Genomic DNA, 17,922 nt, shown 5'->3' with positions numbered 1-17,922 from the left:
AGTTAATGAAATGTTCATTTCTCATGAGGCGGCATTAAATTTTATGAAACGTTCCTAAATTGGATAAAATTGGTTCCGAGCGAGACCTATTTCATGGCGATCTTTCCGCAGGTAGATGGCATATTGTGCCAGCTCGTAATCACCTCTCCCCCTCTTGAGGCTCTCCTGCTGATCAAACTGGGGCACGACCACGGGCGCGCGCAAGGTCGCTGGCATGCGGAAAAAATGGCAGAGAGGCTGTTCAGGTAAACCCGTCAGGTGCCCAATCGTCAGTTACTCGCTCTGCGCAGCGCGTGATCGACTTCTTCGTATTCGGTTCCCGTCACTGGGCAGCGCCACGTGCCGGAATCGTTCTGCTCCAGCTTCGCTCCGGCTTCGCCGACCCACCCGATCTGACGGGCGGGAACACCCGCGACCAGCCCGTAGGCGGGAACGTCCTTGGTGACGACCGCACCGGCCGCCACCATTGCCCAGGCGCCAATGGTCACGGGAGCGACACAGACCGCGCGGGCTCCGACTGCGGCTCCCTCGTGGATGGTCACGCCCACGTGATCCCAGTCCGTGCCTGACTTCAGCGAACCGTCGGGGTTGATGGCTCTGGGGCGAAGATCGTTGGTCAGGACAACCGCTGGACCAATGAACACGCCATCTGCGAGCTTGGCTGGCTCGTACACGAGGGAGTAGTTCTGCAGTTTGCAGTTGTCCCCCATCTCTACGCCCTCCCCAACGTATGCTCCGCGGCCAATGATGCAGTTCTCGCCAACAACCGCATCTTCACGGACTTGGGCAAGGTGCCAGATTGTGGTTCCGTCCCCGATGGTGGCCGCCGGGTCCACGTCTGCTGATTGAGCGATTTTGGTTGCCATGAGCAAACCTCACTAACGCCACAAATGGCCGTCGCACTTTGACGCACCAGAACTCGGGCGAGTCACCTGACATCAAGGGGAACCGAGAAGAACCAATGCGGCTCATTGACGTCAGGCTACCACGCTTAAAACCCCAGGAACATGGGCAAAAACCCGCCTCCTTGAGGCATCGCACTGCCTTGTTCATTTCTATATGAACGCTGTGCGTTCTGTTCGACATAATACTTACGCAAGGGTCAATACTGAGCCGGTTTACGGTCTCGCTGCAGCTAGCGTCCTCAAAGCTGTGGCCTGCCTAATACAAGCACCACGCTGTGAGCGGAGCCAACACGAAAACAGCACTTTTCCGATAACGTGTCCATATGAAGATTTCAGTGATTGGCTGTGGTTACCTTGGCGCTGTCCACGCGGCAAGTATGGCCGAGATCGGCCATACAGTTGTTGGTGTTGACGTGGACGAAGAGAAGATTGCTCTTCTCGCCGCTGGCAAGGCTCCTTTTGTTGAGCCCGAGTTTGATGAGATGCTGGCGCGCAACGTGGAGGCGGGCCGCCTCACGTTCACCACGGACTTCTCTCAGGTGTCAGACGCTCAGGTCCACTTCATTGGCGTGGGTACCCCTCAGGGTCCCGATGGTAGCGCCGACATGACCTACGTCAACGCAGCACTCGACTCCCTGCTCCCCCACATGGGTCAGGCAGACGGACCCTCGATCGTTGTTGGCAAGTCCACCGTCCCGGTCGGCACCGCAGACTCCATTGAGCAGCGCGTTGTCGACGCTGGCGCGATCCTCATTTGGAACCCCGAGTTCCTCCGCGAGTCTTTCGCAGTGCAGGACACCCTGCGCCCCGACCGCCTCGTCTATGGCGTGTCGAAGGACGCGGAGCGCGCGGAGGTCTCGCAGCGCATTCTCGACGAGGTCTACGCGACCATTCTCGAGCTCGACACTCCCCGCCTCATCATGGACTTCCCCACGGCAGAGCTGGTCAAGGTTTCGGCCAACTCCTTCCTCGCCATGAAGATCTCCTACATCAACGCGATGGCGGAGATCTGTGACGCCACGGGTGCGGACGTCACGATGCTTGCCGAGGCCATTGGTCTCGACGATCGCATTGGCAAGAAGTTCCTGCGCGCAGGTATTGGTTACGGTGGCGGTTGCCTTCCGAAGGACACCCGAGCCTTCCAGGCACGCACGGAGCAGCTGGGCCTCAACTCCCTCGACTTTATGTCGGACATCAACGCCATCAACGACCGCCGTCGTAAGCACGCAGCCGACCTCGCCATTGAGGCACTCGGTGGCGACGTCACGGGCAAGCGCATCGCTCTTCTCGGTGCGGCCTTCAAGCCCAACACCGACGACATGCGCAACTCACCCTCTATCGACATTGCCAAGATGCTGCGGGACGCTGGGGCTGACATCGTCATCACTGACCCGGCCGCCGGCCCCGTCCTCAAGGTGCGCCGCCCCGATGTTCCGGTTGCCGATACCGCTCACGAGGCCATCAAGGGCGCGGAGGCGACCCTACTTCTGACCGAGTGGGACGAGTTCAAGAACCTGGATCCCACCACCCTCGAGCCTGCCGGGAAGATCGTCATCGACGGCCGCAACTCCCTCGATCCCGACACCTGGAAGAATGCCGGATGGACGTATTACGGCATGGGTCGTAACTAAGGAATAAGGAATGAAGATTCTTGTGACCGGCGGAGCCGGATTTATTGGCGCTAACTTTGTTCACACCACGGTGGAGGAGATGCCCGACGCTGAGGTGGTCGTTCTCGACAAGCTCACCTACGCCGGCAACCCCGCCTCCCTGGCGGGACTTGACCGCGTCACCCTCATCGAGGGCGACATTGCCGACCCCGACACGGTCGATCCCCTCGTCAAGGACGCGGACCTGGTTGTGCACTTCGCTGCAGAGTCCCACAACGACAACTCGCTGAACGACCCCTCCCCGTTTATCACGACCAACCTTGTCGGCACGTTCGTGTTGCTTGAGGCCGTGCGCAAGTACGGGGTCCGCTACCACCACATCTCCACCGATGAGGTGTACGGCGATCTGGAGCTGGACGATCCGAACAAGTTCACGCCGACGACGCCCTACAACCCGTCCTCACCGTACTCTGCTTCGAAGGCTGGTTCCGACCACCTGGTTCGCGCCTGGGTCCGCTCCTTCGGCATCGCCGCAACGATCTCGAACTGCTCCAACAACTACGGTCCGTTCCAGCACATCGAGAAGTTCATTCCGCGCACCGTCACCAACCTGATTGATGGCGTGAAGCCCCGCCTCTACGGCGCTGGCCTCAACGTGCGCGACTGGATCCACGTCCGCGACCACAACACGGCTGTGTGGGCGATCGTCAACAAGGGTGAGATCGGCAAGACCTACCTCATCGGCGCTGACGGCGAGCTCAACAACCTCCAGGTCGTTCAGATGATCCTCGAGGAGTTTGGCTACGACAAGAACGATTTCGTGCACGTCAATGATCGTCCCGGTCACGACCTGCGCTACGCAATCGACAACTCGAGCCTGCTCGAGCTTGGTTGGGAACCCCAGTTCGAGGACTTCACTGCCGGCCTGCACGACACGGTCACCTGGTACCGCGAGAACGAGGACTGGTGGCGTCCACAGAAGGATGCCGTCGAAGCCAAGTACGCCAAGACGGGCCAGTAAGAGAACCCGAAGAATGATTTCGAAGGAGTAGCTCATAACTGAGCCTCATTCCTATCGACGCGATTGACCCGCCCTCTCTCATACAGATTGGGCGGGTCATCCTTTTGTCTTTTTAATTTCCTTAGAATTTTCGATTCGGGGTCTATGGGCCCGATTCGGCCATCAGCGATTGAGCCTCTCGACCCACTGCGACCCACTGCCCAGTAATTGATCTTCTCGATTCGCTGCCCCGTGATTGCGACGAGGCTCGTGGGGTGTCGACGCTATTTCGTGACTACGAGTCCCGCGTCATCCACTTGGCGCGCAGCTTGAGACCAGACGTGATGGCGCCGCGTACGAGTATGTTTGTCTTGCCCGGGTATGCGGATGCGATGTATTTGGCGGCCGACTCGTGGTGGGCCTGAATCATCCGTGCGGGCTTCTTCTTCCAGGACACACCCTGTTCGTGGGTGACGACCGCGGAGGGCACGTACACGGACTGCCATCCCTCCTCCGTCATCTTTCTCCCCAGGTCAACGTCCTCAAAGAACATGAAGTACTCCGGATCGAAGCCGCCAACCTCACGGAATGCTTCGGGTCTGATCAGCAGGCAGGCACCCGAGAGCCACCCGCAGGCGTGCTCCTCATCCGTGTTGCCGTGATAGGCGCGGGTCCACGGGTTGTTCTTCCACACGGGTCCGAGCACAGCGTGCCCCACCCCGTTGGAGATCGAGGGAAGCTGACGTGCCGACGGATAGACGGAGCCATCCGTGTTACGTAACTGAGGACCGAACACTCCGGCCTCTGGGTGGCGACCAGCTGCCCCCACGAGTGCGCTAATGGCATTGGGAGCAAAGACCGTATCCGGGTTCACGAGGAGGAACCAGTCAGCATCTGAATCTGCGAACGCGAGATTGGCTGCGGGGCCGTAGCCCAGGTTCTGTCCCGGTCGGATGATGCTGGCGCCGTGGGTAGACGCGGCGGCGTCGACCATATCTGTCTCGGATCCGTTGTCGACAATGTCGGTGTGGAGCTGGAAACCGGGGGCCGCAGCCGGCAGCGAAGCCAACATCGTGTCGAGTTCAACACCGGGGTTGTATGCCACAGTAACCACGTGAATGCCAGTACCTGACACGTATCCTCCTCCATGTTGACCCACTTAGGGTACCAGTCGCTGATCCCTGGCGCGTGGCACTAGTATTGGGATGGTGAGTGAGTCATCGTCCCGCACATCCAATGCGCCACGGCACGAGCCAACCGGTAGAGAATACCCCTGGGTCGTGCCACTCCTGTGCGGACTGCTCGCCATCATCCTCTTCCTCGCCTCTGCCGTCTACTTCGCGTACACGAGGCTCGATGGGAACATTCAATACCAGGACATCGATATCTACCTGGATCGCGAAAAAGACGACGAGATCGAACCCTTCCGTCCGGGCGAAGACATCAACATTCTCATCATGGGTTCCGATTCCCGTGCGGGCGACTCGGACATTGACGGTGCGGGCGCCAACAACGAAGTCGTTGGCATGCGCTCTGACACGACGATGCTTGCCCACATCTCCGCCGACCGCTCGCGAGCAGAGATTGTCTCGATCCCACGTGACACGCTCGTCGACATTCCCTCCTGCCGCCTGCCGGACGGAACATGGACCCAGTCCCAATCCTCCGCCATGTTCAACTCCGCCTTCTCCATCGGTGGCCAAACTGACGACATCGGCGCGGCTGCGGCCTGCACGATCAGAACGGTCGAACAGCTAACCGGGCTGTACATTGACGGCTTTGTCGTGGTCGATTTTGCTTCGTTCCGCCAGTTCGTTGATGCTCTCGGCGGCGTCGAAATGTGCTTCGACGAGGACCTGAGCGACGCCGTAACCGCACTGAACCTCGAGCAGGGGTGCCAGACCCTCGACGGCGAAACGGCCCTTGCCTTCGCACGCGCCCGCAAGGGCATCGGCGACGGTTCCGACATCGGTCGTATGACAAGGCAGCAGGACCTCGTCCTCGCCATCGTCGAGGAGGCGGTCAACCGCAACCTCATGACGAACATTCCCTCCCTCTATCGGCTCGTGGATGCTGTGTCCCAGTCGATCGTGACCGATGGGGATCTGGGCAACATGGATGTGCTCGCGTCCCTCGCCAACTCGATCCGTAACATCGGAACCGAGGACATGTTCCTCATGACGATGCCCTGGGAGCCCGCAGGTGCCCGCGTACTGCCAGCCGATAACGCGGAAGTCGTGTGGGAAGCTCTGCGCGACGATGTGCCGCTCGAAAGCGTCATCACTCCGGAGGGTGAACTCGTTGTCAGCGAGCCCCCCTCTGGCGAGGAAACCCCCTCGGGTGAGAATGGTACCGAGGCTCCGGCCGGCGGAAGTACGACCCCAGAAACGGACACGGTGAACGGAGGACAACCGTGAGTGGAGCCCCCTCCTTCCCTCCGAAGAACCCGAGGAGGAGACCGAACGCCGACGGCGCCACGGTCATTCCCGGGCGCACCGAACGCATGTCGAAGCCGGCACCGCGCCGCTCCCCCGACCAGCGTCAGCAGACGGAACCGGCGGATACTCCACCACCCACCTACGCTCCGGCCCGTTCCCAGAGACCAGCCCAGCAGACCCCCAAGAAGGAACCCCTGGGCCTCCCCCTAGACGACTCTCCAGAACAGAGCCGTTCCGCACCACCGCAGCGCAGGCGGCCGCAGGCTGCTGCGGCTCCAGTTACTCAGGCGGCCCCGCCCAGACCCCGGAAGAAGTTCCGCAAGCGCAGGATCATCATCCCGCTCCTTGTGGTTCTGCTCGTCGCCATCATCGCGTGGCCGGCGTACCTCATGTGGTACGGCAACTCCAAGCTCACCCACATCGATGCCCTCTCGGGTGCCCCCGATATCCCAGGACGCACCGTGCTGTTTGCTGGGACGGACAAGCGCTCAGAGGATGGCATTAACGACGGCGTGGAGGGGCAGAGATCCGACTCGATCATGCTCGTTCATATTCCCGAGTCCGGCAACGCCTCCCTCATCTCACTTCCCCGCGACACGTACGTCGAGATCCCGGGATACGGTCCTGGCAAGCTCAACTCCGCGTACTCCCGTGGTGGCCCAGAGCTGCTTGTCCTGACGGTGGAGAACCTGACGGGGCTCACGGTCGACAACTACGTCGAGGTGGGCATGGATGGAATCGCTAATCTCGTGGACGCCGTAGGTGGCATCGAATTGTGCCTCGACTACGACGTGAGTGATGCGTACTCGGGGTTGGAATGGGAGGCCGGATGCCACGAGTCGGACGGCACCACAGCACTTGCCTTCAGCCGCATGCGCTACGCGGACCCTCAGGGCGACATTGGTCGTACTGCCCGCCAGCGTCAGGTGATCGCCCAGGTCATGAACGAGGTCCTGACCCCGTCCGTGCTGGTCAACCCGTTCAAGCAGCGCGACATTGTCGGTTCGACCGCAACCGTTCTCACGGTCGATCAGGACACCAGTTTGTTTGATCTGGCGCGCATTGCGATGCCGATGCGGTCAATCATGGGACCGGACGGAATCATTGGCACCCCGCCGATCATTGACATGAACTACCAGCCGGGTGGCGTGGGTTCCACGGTACTCCTGGACCCCAACACGGTGGATGAGTTCTTTGCGAAGGTGCGCGACGGGTCAATCACTCAAGACGACGTCGCAGTGACTCTCCCTTAGCGTGAGCTGAGGCAGTAAGGTCCTGCTGGAACTCGCTCATCTTCACCCTCAGGTCATCGTTGGTGATGGAGAGGATGCGGGCGGCAAGCAGGCCGGCGTTCCGCGCCCCACCGATCGACACGGTCGCAACGGGCACACCCGCCGGCATCTGCACAATCGACAGAAGCGAATCCATGCCGTCCAGGTGCTTGAGAGGCACCGGAACACCGATGACCGGCAGGGTCGTGACGGAGGCGAGCATGCCGGGCAGGTGGGCTGCGCCCCCGGCTCCGGCAATGATGATGCTGAGCCCGCGTTCCTGGGCGGTTGCGCCGTAGTCGATCATCTCCTGCGGCATGCGGTGGGCGGAGACAACGTCAGCCTCCCACTCGATGCCGAACTCGTCGAGGGCCTCGGTCGCGGCCTGCATGGTCGGCCAATCCGAATCCGACCCCATGACAACACCAACGCGCATACTATTTTCCTTCCAGGATTCGAATAGCCTCGTGGGCACGTGCCTTCACGGACTCCAGATCATCACCGCTGACAGTGACGTGCCCGATCTTGCGAAGCGGCCGCACTTCCTTACCGTACATGTGGATCTTGACCCCGGGATCCGCCTCCCAGACGGCACCGAGAGCCTGCCTGGGATCCTCAAGGTCAGAGCCGAGAAGATTGACCATGACTGACCACGCGGCCTTTGGCGAGGTGTCTCCCAAGGGTAGGTCGAGGACGGCACGCAGGTGCTGCTCGAACTGGCTTGTCACGGCGCCGTCGATGGTCCAGTGGCCGGTGTTGTGGGGGCGCATCGCCAGCTCGTTGACGAGCAGCCTGTCCCCCACGACGAACATCTCGACAGCAAGCACACCCACGACCCCGGTCTGCTCGGCAATGGTCGTGGCGATCTCCGTGGCCCGATCGAGCAGAGCCTGATCCACGGGAGCGGGTGCGATGACCTCGTAGCAGATCCCGTCACGCTGGGTGGATTGGACGAGCGGCCACGCCTTCATCTCGCCCGAGAGGCGGCGCGCAATGAGCAACGCCACCTCCATGTCGAACTCGACCTTCTCCTCGAGGAGAATCCGCTCCCCATCTGCATACTCCCAGGGAACATCCACTGCGGAGCGAACAACCGCAACGCCCTTGCCGTCGTATCCGTCGGTCGGGGTCTTGGCGATGGCGACGCCACCGAGAGCAGCGATCGAGGAATCGATCTCCGCCCGGGAGGTAGCCTCGTACCAGCGCGGGTGCGGGGCTTCCAGTTCGCTCCTCATGACGAGCTTGTCCTGAGCGAATCGCAGAGCGTCCGCGGAGGGCCGGGAATCTATCTCGCGCAGGATCGGGTCGGGAATGTGCTCGTGTTCGACGGTGACGACGTTGCCGCCCACCCAGCCGGTAATGAGATCTCGATCATCTGCGGCGCCAACGGTGGAGTAGGGAATGGCCTGCCCCGCGGAGCCGTCCTCGGCCTCCACAAGAGCCCTCAGCTCAATTCCCAGTGGGATTGCCGCCTCCTGCATCATCCTGGCCAGCTGGCCACCTCCGATTACGCAAACGACCGGTGCGCCCGACCGGGCCCCCGTCCCCACTACTTTTTGTGCCATGTCCTATATGCTAATCGAGTGTTATCGCGATTCGTTAGGCGTCTGCTCCGTGGGCAGTCCCTCAAGGAATGGCTGATCGAGTTTCTCCAATTCTGCACTGTTGGTCTCGGAGCTTACATCGTCGATATTGGCCTGTTTAATCTCTTGGCATACCACTGGCCAATTGCCCTCCCCTTCGACCAGTCCATGGCCGCCAAGACCATCTCTGTCACCGTCTCCATTGTCTTTGCATGGATCGGGAACAGGCTGTGGACGTTCCGGGACAAGAAGCAGAACAACACGCGACGCGAGTTCACGATGTTCGTGCTAGTCAACTTGGGCGGCATGGCAATCGCACTCGGCTGTCTCGCCGTGTCACGATTTGTGCTCGGGTACGACTCGCAGTTCGCGGACAACGTCGCGGCGAATGGTGTGGGCCTCGTGCTTGGCACTGCCTTCCGGTATCTCTGCTACAGGTACGTCGTGTTTGCTCCGTCGGAACTAGCGTCGACGCCTGCGCGAACCCATCGAGATGAGAGCACCCTGCGGTAGCACCTTGTTCGGATCCAACTGGTTCGGAACCGCGTTCAGTGTGAGAGAGAAGATCGGCGGGCTGTTCTGAGACAGCTCCAGCTTCCCACCGTCGGCGCGAGCAAGGTTGAGCGCGAGGGGTAGGCCCAGTCCCGTGGAACCACCGGTGGACACGCCCTGCTTGAACACATCGTCGCCGATCTCGTCGGGCACACCCTCGCCCTCGTCGGTCACGGTGATGACGACGCCCTTGTTATTCGCGGTGGGGCGGGCAGAGACCTTCGTTTCTCCCTCGCCGTACTTGACGGCGTTCTCAATGAGTGTCGCGATGATCTGAGAAATCGAACCGGGAGTCGCGAGCACCGTCACTCCCTCGTCCTCTTCAAACACGAGGCGGCGCTTGGCCCTGCTGAAGACCTTCGTCCACTCGTCGCGTTGCTGATCAAAGATCTTCGTGAGTGACACGGCCTCCGTCGTGCCGCCACCGTCCGACCGTGACGCCTTGAGCAACTCCGTCACAACACCCGTGAGGCGCTCTACCTGATCCTGGCACGCGTGCACCTCGGTCAGGACCTCCTCGTCCTCCGTCAGCATCTCGATCTCGTCAAGGCGCATCGAGAGCGCCGTCAGCGGGGTGCGAAGCTGGTGGGAGGCATCGGCCGCGAACTGGCGTTCCGCGGACAACCGCCCCGCCATCCTGTCAGCCGTGCGCACGAGCTCCTCAGACACGAGGTCGATTTCTTCGATCCCTGACTTTTTCAGGTGGGGACGAACCGTGCCGGAACCGATCTGCTCGGCCGAGGCGGCCAGGTAGATCAGGGGCGCGGAAAGCTTGCGAGACTGGCGTGCAGCAAGCAGGACACCGGCGAGCAGAGCCACGATCGAGGCCACGGACACGAGAATGACGAACCAGGCAATGGACCGGTAGATGTGCCCGCGGTCCGTCTGCACCTGAACGACAACACCGGAGGTGCCCCGCTCCACCACAGTCAGTGGATTGCCGGGTAAATCGGCGCCACCGGACACTTCCCCACCACCGGGGAGGAACACGGTCACGTGGATGGTTGGGGCCGCTTCGCCACCCCAGCCCTCAATGAGCTCCGGCGTGATTTCCGCGCCGCGGTCAATCCGTCGGTCGATGATGGAGACGAGAGAGTTGGCCTTGTCCCTCATGTTCGCAATTTCCTGGTTCCACAGCATGGAGGAGCCGAAGATTGTCATGGGGAGACCGAGGAGCACGACAGCAACCAGGACTGCCAGCAGCGTCATCCTGAGTGCGCGGCGACGCATGGCCTAGTTCTCGAATCTGAATCCCATGCCGCGGACCGTCGAGATGTAGGTCGGTTCGTTAGCATCGTCGCCAAGCTTGCGGCGAAGCCACGACACGTGCATGTCCAGCTTCTTCGTCGAGGAGGCCGATTCAGAGCCCCAGACCTGATCCATGAGGTCCTCGCGAGACACGACTGAGCCAACGTCCCTCATGAGAACCGTCAGGAGATCAAACTCCTTCCCCGTCAGGTGCAGTTCCTTGTCCCGCACCCAGGCACGGTGTGCCGATACGTCGACCTTGACGTCCTGAGCAACAAGGATGTCGGACTCGCCCTCTTCGCCTGTGCCGCGGCGCAGGAGCGCGCGCACGCGCGCCATGAGCTCGGCAAGACGGAACGGCTTCGTCACGTAGTCATCAGCACCAGCATCCAGGCCGACAACCATGTCGACCTCGTCGGCGCGTGCCGTGAGAATGAGAATGGGAACGCTCGATCCTTGAGCGCGAATGGTGCGGGCTACGTCCAAACCATCCATGTCCGGCAATCCCAGGTCAAGGATGATGAGATCGGCGCCGTTTTGGAGTTCCTCGAGAGCGCTACGACCGGTGCCGTGTGGGCGCACCTCGTAACCCTCCCTGCCGAGTGCTCGTACCAAGGGGTCGGAGATAGCGAGATCATCTTCAACGAGTAATACCTTCATCACACTCTGAGTATAGATGGCGAACGGAAAACGTGGCTAACTTTACACGAAATACGCAAAAGCTTTACACGAACTTTATCAAGCACGCGGTGAGACCACCGGGATAGTTGCGCTTCCCTGACTCTAACGTAGCCTTTTCAATTCGAAGATCTCGACATTGCCGGTGCCGCGCAGATCCTGCTCACCAAACGGCAAAACCATGTAGTTCGACAGGTTTGCGGAGATCGCGGTGGCCGTGGGGCGGTCGATGAGAACGGAACCCGTTGGGGCGATGTCAACGAGCCGACTTGCCAGGTTGACGACGGGGCCGAAGATGTCACCGAAGGAGGACACGATCCTGCCCCACGTGAGCGAGGCGCGCACAGGGAGCATGCCTTCGATCTTCCCGAGTGCGGCAACGAGCTCGGTGGCCACCTTGGCGCCGGTCGACAGGTCCTCGGAGATGAAGATGACGGCGTCACCCACGGTCTTGACGAGGCGGGCGCCGTGGGTGGTGATGATGTCGCGGCACGTGAACTCGAAGTCGCGAATAAAGCTGACGAGCTGCTCGGAGCCAAGCTCCCGGGATCTGGTCGTGAAGGCAACGAGGTCGATGAAGCCGACCGCCCGCTCGAGGGGCATGAGCTCCGGAGTCTCGACCTCCGGGGAGCGCCTGCGGATCTCGACATCCGTTCTGCGCAGGAAGCCCGCCATGTGGCGGCGCCACACGTACTTCATTTGATCCTCAAGCAGAGGCAGGTACTCATCAATGTGCTCGATCACCCAGTAGCGAGCGTCCAGGTCGTCAAGCTCGAACGTGGATTCCGCGAACTCGACGAGGGCCTCGTACTGCCAGAGCACCAGCCTGTCCGCCATGTGCGACTGGGCCCGCACGAGCGAATTCAGGGTGTCGGAGTCGAGCTGACCGGCCTGCAACTTGTCGAAGTGCCTGCGCATCATCTCCAGGTCGTAACCGGTGAAGATCTTGTCGTTCTCTTCGTCGTCGATTGCGGGGAAGCCCATCGATATCCAAAAGCGACGAACGGTACGCCTGTCTGTCCCGAGGCGTTCTGCTGCCTCAGCGAGCGTAAACTGGGGCTGACCCGTCAATAGTGAGTTTGCGCGAGCCTCAACGGTCTCGCGGAATTTCTCAAACTTTGTGTCACGGGTCACATGTATAAGTTTATCAGTCGAGTCTGGATTACCAAAGCCGCCGAGGTGGCCGACCTGGCGTAGTCTGAGAACATGACCACCATCAATGATATTGCAGAACAGTACGTCGACGAACTGACCACGCTATCACCCCTTTTTGCATCCGAAACAGGGTTTGCCAAGACAGGCAAGCTGGACGACTTCTCCCCCGCGGGAATCGAGCAGGTCAACGACCTTGATCGCCGCACGTTGAAGGCGCTCGATGCGGTAGAACCGGCGAACGACGATGAGTGGGTCACGAAGGAAGCGATGAAGGAGCGCCTGAGCTCTCGGCTCGCGATCGCCGACGATGAGGTTGGCGTCCTCAACAACATCGCCTCCCCGATCCCGAACATTCGTGACTCCTTCGATCTCATGAGCCGTGAGACAGAAGAAGACTGGGATGCCATCCACGAGCGCGTCGATGCCATCCCCACAGCTCTCGAGCAGTACCGGGAGGCCCTCCTGTGGCGCGTCGACAACGGGCTTCCCTTCCCGGAGCGTCAGGTCCGAGCACTAAATGAGCAGGCCGACCAGATCGCCACCACCGGAATCCTTGAGGAGCTGTCCGAGCGGATGGATACGACGGCCGCGAGGGCTGCGTTCTCGCAGATTGGTGAATTCCTCACGACCCTGCCGCAGACCACGGTTGATGGTGTGGGCCGCGACCGCTACCCCGCCCACCTGCGTTACTTCCTGGGCGCGGATGTCGACATTGATGAGACGTACGAGTGGGCCGAGGATGAGCTCAACACGATCATCTCCGAGCAGGAACGCATCGCGGGTGAGATGTATGGCGCGGGCACGTCCGTCAAGGAGGCAACCGAGCGCCTCAACAACGATCCGAAGTACACCATTCACGGCCGCGACAACCTGAAGGCGTGGATGCAGCAGGTCGCGAACGACGCGGTCAGGAACCTGTCCTCCGAGTTCGATATTCCGGAGAAGATGCGCCGCATCGATGCTCGCGTCCTCTACCCGGGTACCGGCGGCATCTACTACACCCCGCCCACGCACGACCTGTCGCGTCCCGGTCAGATGTGGTGGTCCGTTCCCGAGGGCGTTGACACGTTCAACACGTGGCAGGAGAAGACCACGGTCTACCACGAGGGCGTTCCCGGCCACCACCTGGAGAACGGTTCCACCGTCGCGGACCCCAACCTCAACCGCTGGCGCAAGCACGCCTGCTGGGTGTCCGGCCACGGCGAGGGATGGGCTCTGTACGCTGAGAAGCTCATGGCCGATCTTGGCTACCTGGACGATCCGGGCGAGTACTTCGGCATGCTTGACTCGCAGCGCCTGCGCGCAGCTCGCGTTCGCGTTGATATTGGCGTTCACGTCAAGGGCTGGACTGCGGAGCAGGCCTGGGGCTTCCTGACGGAGAACGTGGCGATGGACCACTCATTCCTCGCCTTCGAGCTGGACAGGTACTTGGGATGGCCGGGGCAGGCACCCTCGTACAAGGTCGGTCAGAGGCTCTGGGAGCAGGAGCGCGACACCGCCCTTGCGCGCGGTGAGTCCCTGCGCGAGTTCCATTCCCGGGCACTCGCCCTGGGCGGCCTCGGATTGGACACCCTTCATGCGGCTCTGTCTCGCTAGCGCTTCCGAGGGCCGTCTCAAGGTCCTGACCGGCGCCGGTATTACCCCCGATGTTGTCGTGTCCGAGGTGAACGAGGACGCGATCCTTGCGGACATGGGTGATGCTCCGGTTGCGGATCGGGTGCTCGCCCTCGCGCGTGCGAAGGCCGAGGCCGTCGCACGGGTGACGGATCACGAACTTGTTCTCGGTGGCGACTCGATGTTCAACATGGCGGGTGAGATCGTCGGCAAGCCCCACACGGTGGAGGTTGCTCGTACGCGCCTACATGCCATGAGGGGCAACGCGGGCGACCTTTACACCGGTCACTGGCTCATCACGCCCCGCGGATCCGTTGGCGGGGTCTCGCGGGCTACCGTGCACGTGGCTGACATGACCGATGAGGAAGTTGAGGCCTACCTGGCCACGGAGGAGCCGCTCTATGTGGCAGGTTCCTTCACCATTGACGGCTACGGAGGCCCCTTTATCGACAGGATCGAGGGTGACCCGCACGGGGTCACGGGACTGTCCCTACCCGTGTTCCGTCACCTCTTGAGAGAGACGGGTTATTCCATTGCGGAGTTGTGGGATGGGCGCTAGCGCGGACGGTGTTGTCGAATGCAGGTGCGAGAGGCGCCACTGGGGCCATGCCGGTGCCGCTGGCGTGCTCGCGTGGCGCGATGCCAGTAGGCCCGAGGTGATCCTCCAGCTGCGCGCCCAGTGGTCCATGTCAGGTGGCACCTGGGGAGTCCCCGGCGGAGCCATCGACTACGACGAGACGCCGATCCAGGGCGCCCTCAGGGAGGCCCGCGAGGAGGCGGGTCTCGGCGTTGTCAGGGTGTGGGCGACCACCACCCTGCACCACCCGGACTGGTCCTACACCACCGCGATAGCCGAGACTTCTCCCGGTCAGAAGGCGATCGCCACCGACCACGAGTCAGATGCGATGGAGTGGGTACGGTGGCAGGATCTGCATGGACGTAAGCTCATGCCCGCCTTCGAGCAGACACTCCCCCTGCTCGACAAGCTCCTCGGTCGCACCCTTCTCATCCTCAACAGCGAGTTTCTTGATGAGGGGTGGGAAGAGCATCTCGTCCGGAGAGCAACCCTCGGCTTCCCCATCGAGACCATGGCTCCATCAACGGCGGAGAACATTCGCCGCGGAGCGGCCCAGGCCAGGGACGAGGACTACGAGAGGACAGTCAGCTGGTTCCCCGACATCGTCCTCATCGGTGAGGGTCCCATGCTCAAGGCCCATTCGGCACGCGGTTCCGTCCCAGCCACGATCCACCATGTGCACTCCGCGAAGGATCTCGACACCAGTCACTACCAGGTCGTGACGACCGTTGGCACGACCGTACCCGGAGGGAAGGCCCTCGACCCAGCTCACTTCAACAGGGAGCTGGCCAAAGCATAGTCACCGGTTCGTCAACTGGAGTTTGGCTTAAGTGCACCCGAAAAGCGGCCAGCGATTAGCTTGCGCGCGACTGAAAGGCTATCAATCGTTGGCATGAGCGCCGCCAATGAGCAACCGGTGGTTGGTATGGGCGCGACCAGTGAACGGTCTTGCTCGCCCGCTGGGATAAAAGATGTGGCGCCAAAGGGTAGGCGCCACATTGACGTCGCAGTTACTGCCACGCAGCTGTTTTGTCGGGCGAGGTTGTGCCTTAGAAGAGCGGCTCGCGCAGGCGTTCGGCTGCGGCCTCGATGGCCTCGTCCGTTCCCGTGAGAGACATCCGGACGAACATGCGGCTGGATTCACCGTAGAAGGTGCCTGGGGCGACCAGGATGCCGCGGCTTGCGAGAGCATCCACGATCTCCCAGGCGTCGGCCTGCCCGCGTTCGTCGCTCAGCCACAGGTAGAGGCCGGCGGCAGTATCGGCATCGGAGACTAGCCCTGCTCGCTTCGTGGCCTCCATAAGCAAATCGCGCCGCCTACGGTAGACCTCGCGTTGCTCTGCTACGTGGCGATCGTCGTTCAACACGGCAGTCATGGCCTTCTGGACCGGTCCCGGCATGAGGAACCCCATGTGCTTCCTCATCTCCACAATGGGGCGGAGAATCTCGGGATCGCCCGCGATAAAAGCTGCGCGGTAGCCGGCGAGGTTGGACTGCTTCGAGGCGGAGTAGAGCGCGAGAAGCCCGCTCTTGTCCTCCCCAGCAACATCATCTGCGACGAGGGAGGGAACGCCTTCACTCGCGTACGGCTCCTCCCACGGGAGCGCCGCGTAGCATTCGTCCGAGGCAACCACGGTGTTGGTCGTGCGCGCCCACTGGACGATGGCCCTCAACTGCTCGCGATCGAGCACGTGACCATCGGGATTGCTGGGCGAGTTCAACCACACGAGGTCGGCTTCCGGCCACGTGTTCGGGTCGGAAGCGGTGTCGATCGGAACCGGTGTGGCTCCAGACAGTCTCGCGCCCACGTCGTACGTGGGGTATGCGACCTCGGGGATGAGAACCTTGCCTGTGACGCCAAGCAGGGACGGTAGCAGCGCCACCATCTCCTTCGACCCGATCGTGGGGAGCACCCCATCGGGCTGGATCGTGGCCCCGCGGGTGCGGGCCCACCAGTTGATCATGGCGGTGCGGAGCTCTGTGGTACCAAGAGCCGGTGGGTAGCCCGGTGACTGCTCAGCTGACCTGAGCGCGTCGATCGCGATCTGCGGGGTGGGGTCGACAGGGGTGCCAATCGACAGGTCGGCAACCAGCCCGGAATACGAGTTCGCCTTCTCCTTGTATGGAGCGAGAGTGTCCCACGGGAAGTCGGGCAGACCCTGCCCAAAGAGAGGCATTAGTCGTTAATGCCCTGCGGGAGGGCTGCAACGATCGGGTGGTCGAACGGCAGGACACCCATCTTCGCGGCGCCACCGGGCGAACCAACCTTGTCGAAGAACTCGACGTTGGCCTTGTAGTACTCGCTCCACTCCTCGGGAGTGTCATCTTCGTAGTAGATGGCCTCTACGGGGCACACGGGTTCGCAGGCGCCGCAATCAACACATTCGTCGGGGTGAATGTAGAGCATGCGCTCACCCTCGTAAATGCAGTCGACGGGGCACTCGTCGACGCAGGCCCTGTCCTTAATATCGACACAGGGAAGTGCAATGACGTAAGTCACGATTTACAGTCCTCTCATCAGCTGTCTAGATATTATCCCACGTTTTTCGTGACTAACCACAGACGGCTGCGTCGACTGGCTGATATGTCCAGGAGTAGCTGTTGTTGTAGACCGTTTGGCCCTCCGCGGTCACGGTGCGGCTCACATCAACTGTGAAACCGGGACCACCGGCGGCGTAGGGAACGCACTCGGATGAGGTGTTGACGCGCGTTGTGGACTGAACGTAGTTGTAGGGATCCGACACCTGAATGTCGACGTCGTAGTACTTGGTGGACCAGAGGCGGGACTTCACCTCACCGTCCTCAACCCAGGTCTCAACGAGCACGCCGTAAGGCGAGTTGTTCTGCCAAATAACATCGACAGTCGGCTCCCACACGGTCGACTCGACACCCATCGGGTAGCGGTCGAAGTACTTCGAGTGCGGCTGGTGCTGGATGTCCTCCATGCCGCCCCGGTACCCAATGTTGAAGGTGTTGGTTGCGAGCTGCGATAGGCCACCACCGAGGGCGGTCGCGTTAAAGCCTTCCATGACCACACCGGAGGACACGAAGCCCGCCTCCTCCGTAATGGGGCCGAGCGTGTTGAGGAGCGAGAACTGTTCCCCAGGAAGAATGAGGGTGTTGTTCGTCTTTGCGGTACCAACAATGAGGTTCTCAGTACGAACAGCGTCGTTGGTCAGGGGCGTGCTGATCTCGGAAACCACTTCGTTGATGCCGAGTGCCTCAGCATCCGCGGTCGTGAACTCGGGTTCCTCCTCGGAGACCACTGCCTCGACGGTGCGGTTCTCGGTG

General features: G+C 61.5%; 18 protein-coding genes. 8 read left to right on the top strand and 10 right to left on the bottom strand.

What is annotated here, in order from left to right:
• Nucleotides 1-269 precede the first annotated feature (269 nt).
• Complete coding sequence (locus QMB98_RS04785; protein ID WP_371684536.1) at nt 270-866, bottom strand: acyltransferase; 597 nt, start codon at nt 864-866, stop codon at nt 270-272.
• 362 nt (nt 867-1,228) lie between these two features.
• Here QMB98_RS04785 and QMB98_RS04780 point away from each other — a divergent pair, with 362 nt between their 5' ends.
• Both QMB98_RS04780 and rfbB read left to right on the top strand, forming a co-directional pair.
• Nucleotides 1,229-2,536, top strand: a complete 1,308-nt coding sequence (locus QMB98_RS04780; RefSeq protein WP_371684535.1) for a UDP-glucose/GDP-mannose dehydrogenase family protein — start codon at nt 1,229-1,231, stop codon at nt 2,534-2,536.
• A 10-nt stretch (nt 2,537-2,546) separates the two neighbouring features.
• Nucleotides 2,547-3,536 (top strand): dTDP-glucose 4,6-dehydratase, encoded by a 990-nt coding sequence (gene rfbB / locus QMB98_RS04775; protein WP_371684534.1) that lies wholly within the window; start codon nt 2,547-2,549, stop codon nt 3,534-3,536.
• 274 nt (nt 3,537-3,810) lie between these two features.
• On the opposite strand, the gene QMB98_RS04770 is transcribed toward rfbB, so the two are convergent.
• A complete protein-coding gene (locus tag QMB98_RS04770; RefSeq protein ID WP_371684533.1) occupies nt 3,811-4,650 on the bottom strand; it encodes a glycosyltransferase family 2 protein in 840 nt (279 codons plus the stop codon).
• Nucleotides 4,651-4,723: 73 nt separating this feature from the next.
• Between QMB98_RS04770 and QMB98_RS04765 the strand changes: the two genes are divergently transcribed.
• On the top strand, nt 4,724-5,932 hold the full coding sequence (locus QMB98_RS04765; protein WP_371684532.1) for an LCP family protein: 1,209 nt from the start codon (nt 4,724-4,726) through the stop codon (nt 5,930-5,932).
• Nucleotides 5,929-7,206 (top strand): LCP family protein, encoded by a 1,278-nt coding sequence (locus QMB98_RS04760; RefSeq protein ID WP_371684531.1) that lies wholly within the window; start codon nt 5,929-5,931, stop codon nt 7,204-7,206. The genes QMB98_RS04765 and QMB98_RS04760 overlap by 4 nt, the downstream gene beginning before the upstream one ends.
• Here QMB98_RS04760 and purE read toward each other — a convergent pair.
• Together purE and QMB98_RS04750 are read right to left on the bottom strand one after the other, a co-directional pair.
• The gene (purE, locus tag QMB98_RS04755; protein WP_371684530.1) at nt 7,172-7,660 is read right to left on the bottom strand and encodes a 5-(carboxyamino)imidazole ribonucleotide mutase; all 489 of its coding nucleotides are present in this window, start codon (nt 7,658-7,660) and stop codon (nt 7,172-7,174) included. The genes QMB98_RS04760 and purE overlap by 35 nt on opposite strands.
• A gap of 1 nt (nt 7,661) precedes the next feature.
• Entirely contained in the window at nt 7,662-8,789 is a 1,128-nt protein-coding gene (locus QMB98_RS04750; protein ID WP_371684529.1) for a 5-(carboxyamino)imidazole ribonucleotide synthase, read from the bottom strand.
• Nucleotides 8,790-8,807: 18 nt separating this feature from the next.
• Between QMB98_RS04750 and QMB98_RS04745 the strand changes: the two genes are divergently transcribed.
• Nucleotides 8,808-9,320 carry a GtrA family protein gene (locus tag QMB98_RS04745; protein ID WP_371684528.1) on the top strand — a complete coding sequence of 171 codons (513 nt, stop codon included), beginning with the start codon at nt 8,808-8,810 and terminating at the stop codon, nt 9,318-9,320.
• Here QMB98_RS04745 and QMB98_RS04740 read toward each other — a convergent pair.
• From QMB98_RS04740 to QMB98_RS04730, 3 genes are all read right to left on the bottom strand, one after another.
• The gene (locus tag QMB98_RS04740) at nt 9,270-10,589 is read right to left on the bottom strand and encodes an ATP-binding protein (RefSeq protein WP_371684527.1); all 1,320 of its coding nucleotides are present in this window, start codon (nt 10,587-10,589) and stop codon (nt 9,270-9,272) included. The two genes, QMB98_RS04745 and QMB98_RS04740, sit on opposite strands and share 51 nt — an antisense overlap.
• A 3-nt stretch (nt 10,590-10,592) precedes the next feature.
• The gene (locus QMB98_RS04735; protein ID WP_371684526.1) at nt 10,593-11,270 is read right to left on the bottom strand and encodes a response regulator transcription factor; all 678 of its coding nucleotides are present in this window, start codon (nt 11,268-11,270) and stop codon (nt 10,593-10,595) included.
• 120 nt (nt 11,271-11,390) lie between these two features.
• A complete protein-coding gene (locus QMB98_RS04730; RefSeq protein WP_371684525.1) occupies nt 11,391-12,419 on the bottom strand; it encodes an adenylate/guanylate cyclase domain-containing protein in 1,029 nt (342 codons plus the stop codon).
• A 72-nt stretch (nt 12,420-12,491) separates the two neighbouring features.
• On the opposite strand from QMB98_RS04730, the gene QMB98_RS04725 reads away from it, so the two are divergent.
• From QMB98_RS04725 to QMB98_RS04715, 3 genes are read left to right on the top strand one after another with little or no spacing between them, the layout of a single operon-like run.
• Nucleotides 12,492-14,036, top strand: coding sequence for a DUF885 domain-containing protein (locus QMB98_RS04725; protein WP_371684524.1), 1,545 nt, complete (start codon nt 12,492-12,494; stop codon nt 14,034-14,036).
• Nucleotides 14,017-14,613 (top strand): nucleoside triphosphate pyrophosphatase, encoded by a 597-nt coding sequence (locus tag QMB98_RS04720; protein WP_371684523.1) that lies wholly within the window; start codon nt 14,017-14,019, stop codon nt 14,611-14,613. The genes QMB98_RS04725 and QMB98_RS04720 overlap by 20 nt, the downstream gene beginning before the upstream one ends.
• Nucleotides 14,603-15,430 carry an NUDIX domain-containing protein gene (locus tag QMB98_RS04715; RefSeq protein WP_371684522.1) on the top strand — a complete coding sequence of 276 codons (828 nt, stop codon included), beginning with the start codon at nt 14,603-14,605 and terminating at the stop codon, nt 15,428-15,430. Before QMB98_RS04720 ends, QMB98_RS04715 begins: the two co-directional genes overlap by 11 nt.
• A gap of 250 nt (nt 15,431-15,680) precedes the next feature.
• Here QMB98_RS04715 and dapC read toward each other — a convergent pair whose 3' ends face one another.
• The 3 genes from dapC to QMB98_RS04700 form a co-directional block, all read right to left on the bottom strand.
• Complete coding sequence (dapC, locus tag QMB98_RS04710) at nt 15,681-16,808, bottom strand: succinyldiaminopimelate transaminase (RefSeq protein WP_371684521.1); 1,128 nt, start codon at nt 16,806-16,808, stop codon at nt 15,681-15,683.
• On the bottom strand, nt 16,808-17,131 hold the full coding sequence (gene fdxA / locus QMB98_RS04705; protein ID WP_371684520.1) for a ferredoxin: 324 nt from the start codon (nt 17,129-17,131) through the stop codon (nt 16,808-16,810). The genes dapC and fdxA overlap by 1 nt, the downstream gene beginning before the upstream one ends.
• A 52-nt stretch (nt 17,132-17,183) precedes the next feature.
• A partial coding sequence (locus tag QMB98_RS04700) for a VanW family protein (RefSeq protein ID WP_371684519.1) occupies nt 17,184-17,922 on the bottom strand: 739 nt, incomplete at its 5' end.

The sequence above is a fragment of the Flaviflexus sp. genome, assembly GCF_041440645.1.
Classification (GTDB): Bacteria; Actinomycetota; Actinomycetes; order Actinomycetales; family Actinomycetaceae; genus Flaviflexus.
Note: the sequence above shows the minus strand (reverse complement) of the source record. Positions and strands in the feature narration are given on the sequence as shown.

Coding starts and splice junctions, on each gene's coding strand:
- QMB98_RS04715 (WP_371684522.1), top strand. CDS start 14,603: ATGGGCGCTAGCGCGGACGGTGTTGTCGAATGCAGGTGCGAGAGGCGC.
- QMB98_RS04725 (WP_371684524.1), top strand. CDS start 12,492: ATGACCACCATCAATGATATTGCAGAACAGTACGTCGACGAACTGACC.
- purE (WP_371684530.1), bottom strand. CDS start 7,660: ATGCGCGTTGGTGTTGTCATGGGGTCGGATTCGGATTGGCCGACCATG.
- rfbB (WP_371684534.1), top strand. CDS start 2,547: ATGAAGATTCTTGTGACCGGCGGAGCCGGATTTATTGGCGCTAACTTT.
- QMB98_RS04720 (WP_371684523.1), top strand. CDS start 14,017: ATGCGGCTCTGTCTCGCTAGCGCTTCCGAGGGCCGTCTCAAGGTCCTG.
- QMB98_RS04750 (WP_371684529.1), bottom strand. CDS start 8,789: ATGGCACAAAAAGTAGTGGGGACGGGGGCCCGGTCGGGCGCACCGGTC.
- QMB98_RS04780 (WP_371684535.1), top strand. CDS start 1,229: ATGAAGATTTCAGTGATTGGCTGTGGTTACCTTGGCGCTGTCCACGCG.
- QMB98_RS04785 (WP_371684536.1), bottom strand. CDS start 866: ATGGCAACCAAAATCGCTCAATCAGCAGACGTGGACCCGGCGGCCACC.
- QMB98_RS04740 (WP_371684527.1), bottom strand. CDS start 10,589: ATGCGTCGCCGCGCACTCAGGATGACGCTGCTGGCAGTCCTGGTTGCT.
- dapC (WP_371684521.1), bottom strand. CDS start 16,808: ATGCCTCTCTTTGGGCAGGGTCTGCCCGACTTCCCGTGGGACACTCTC.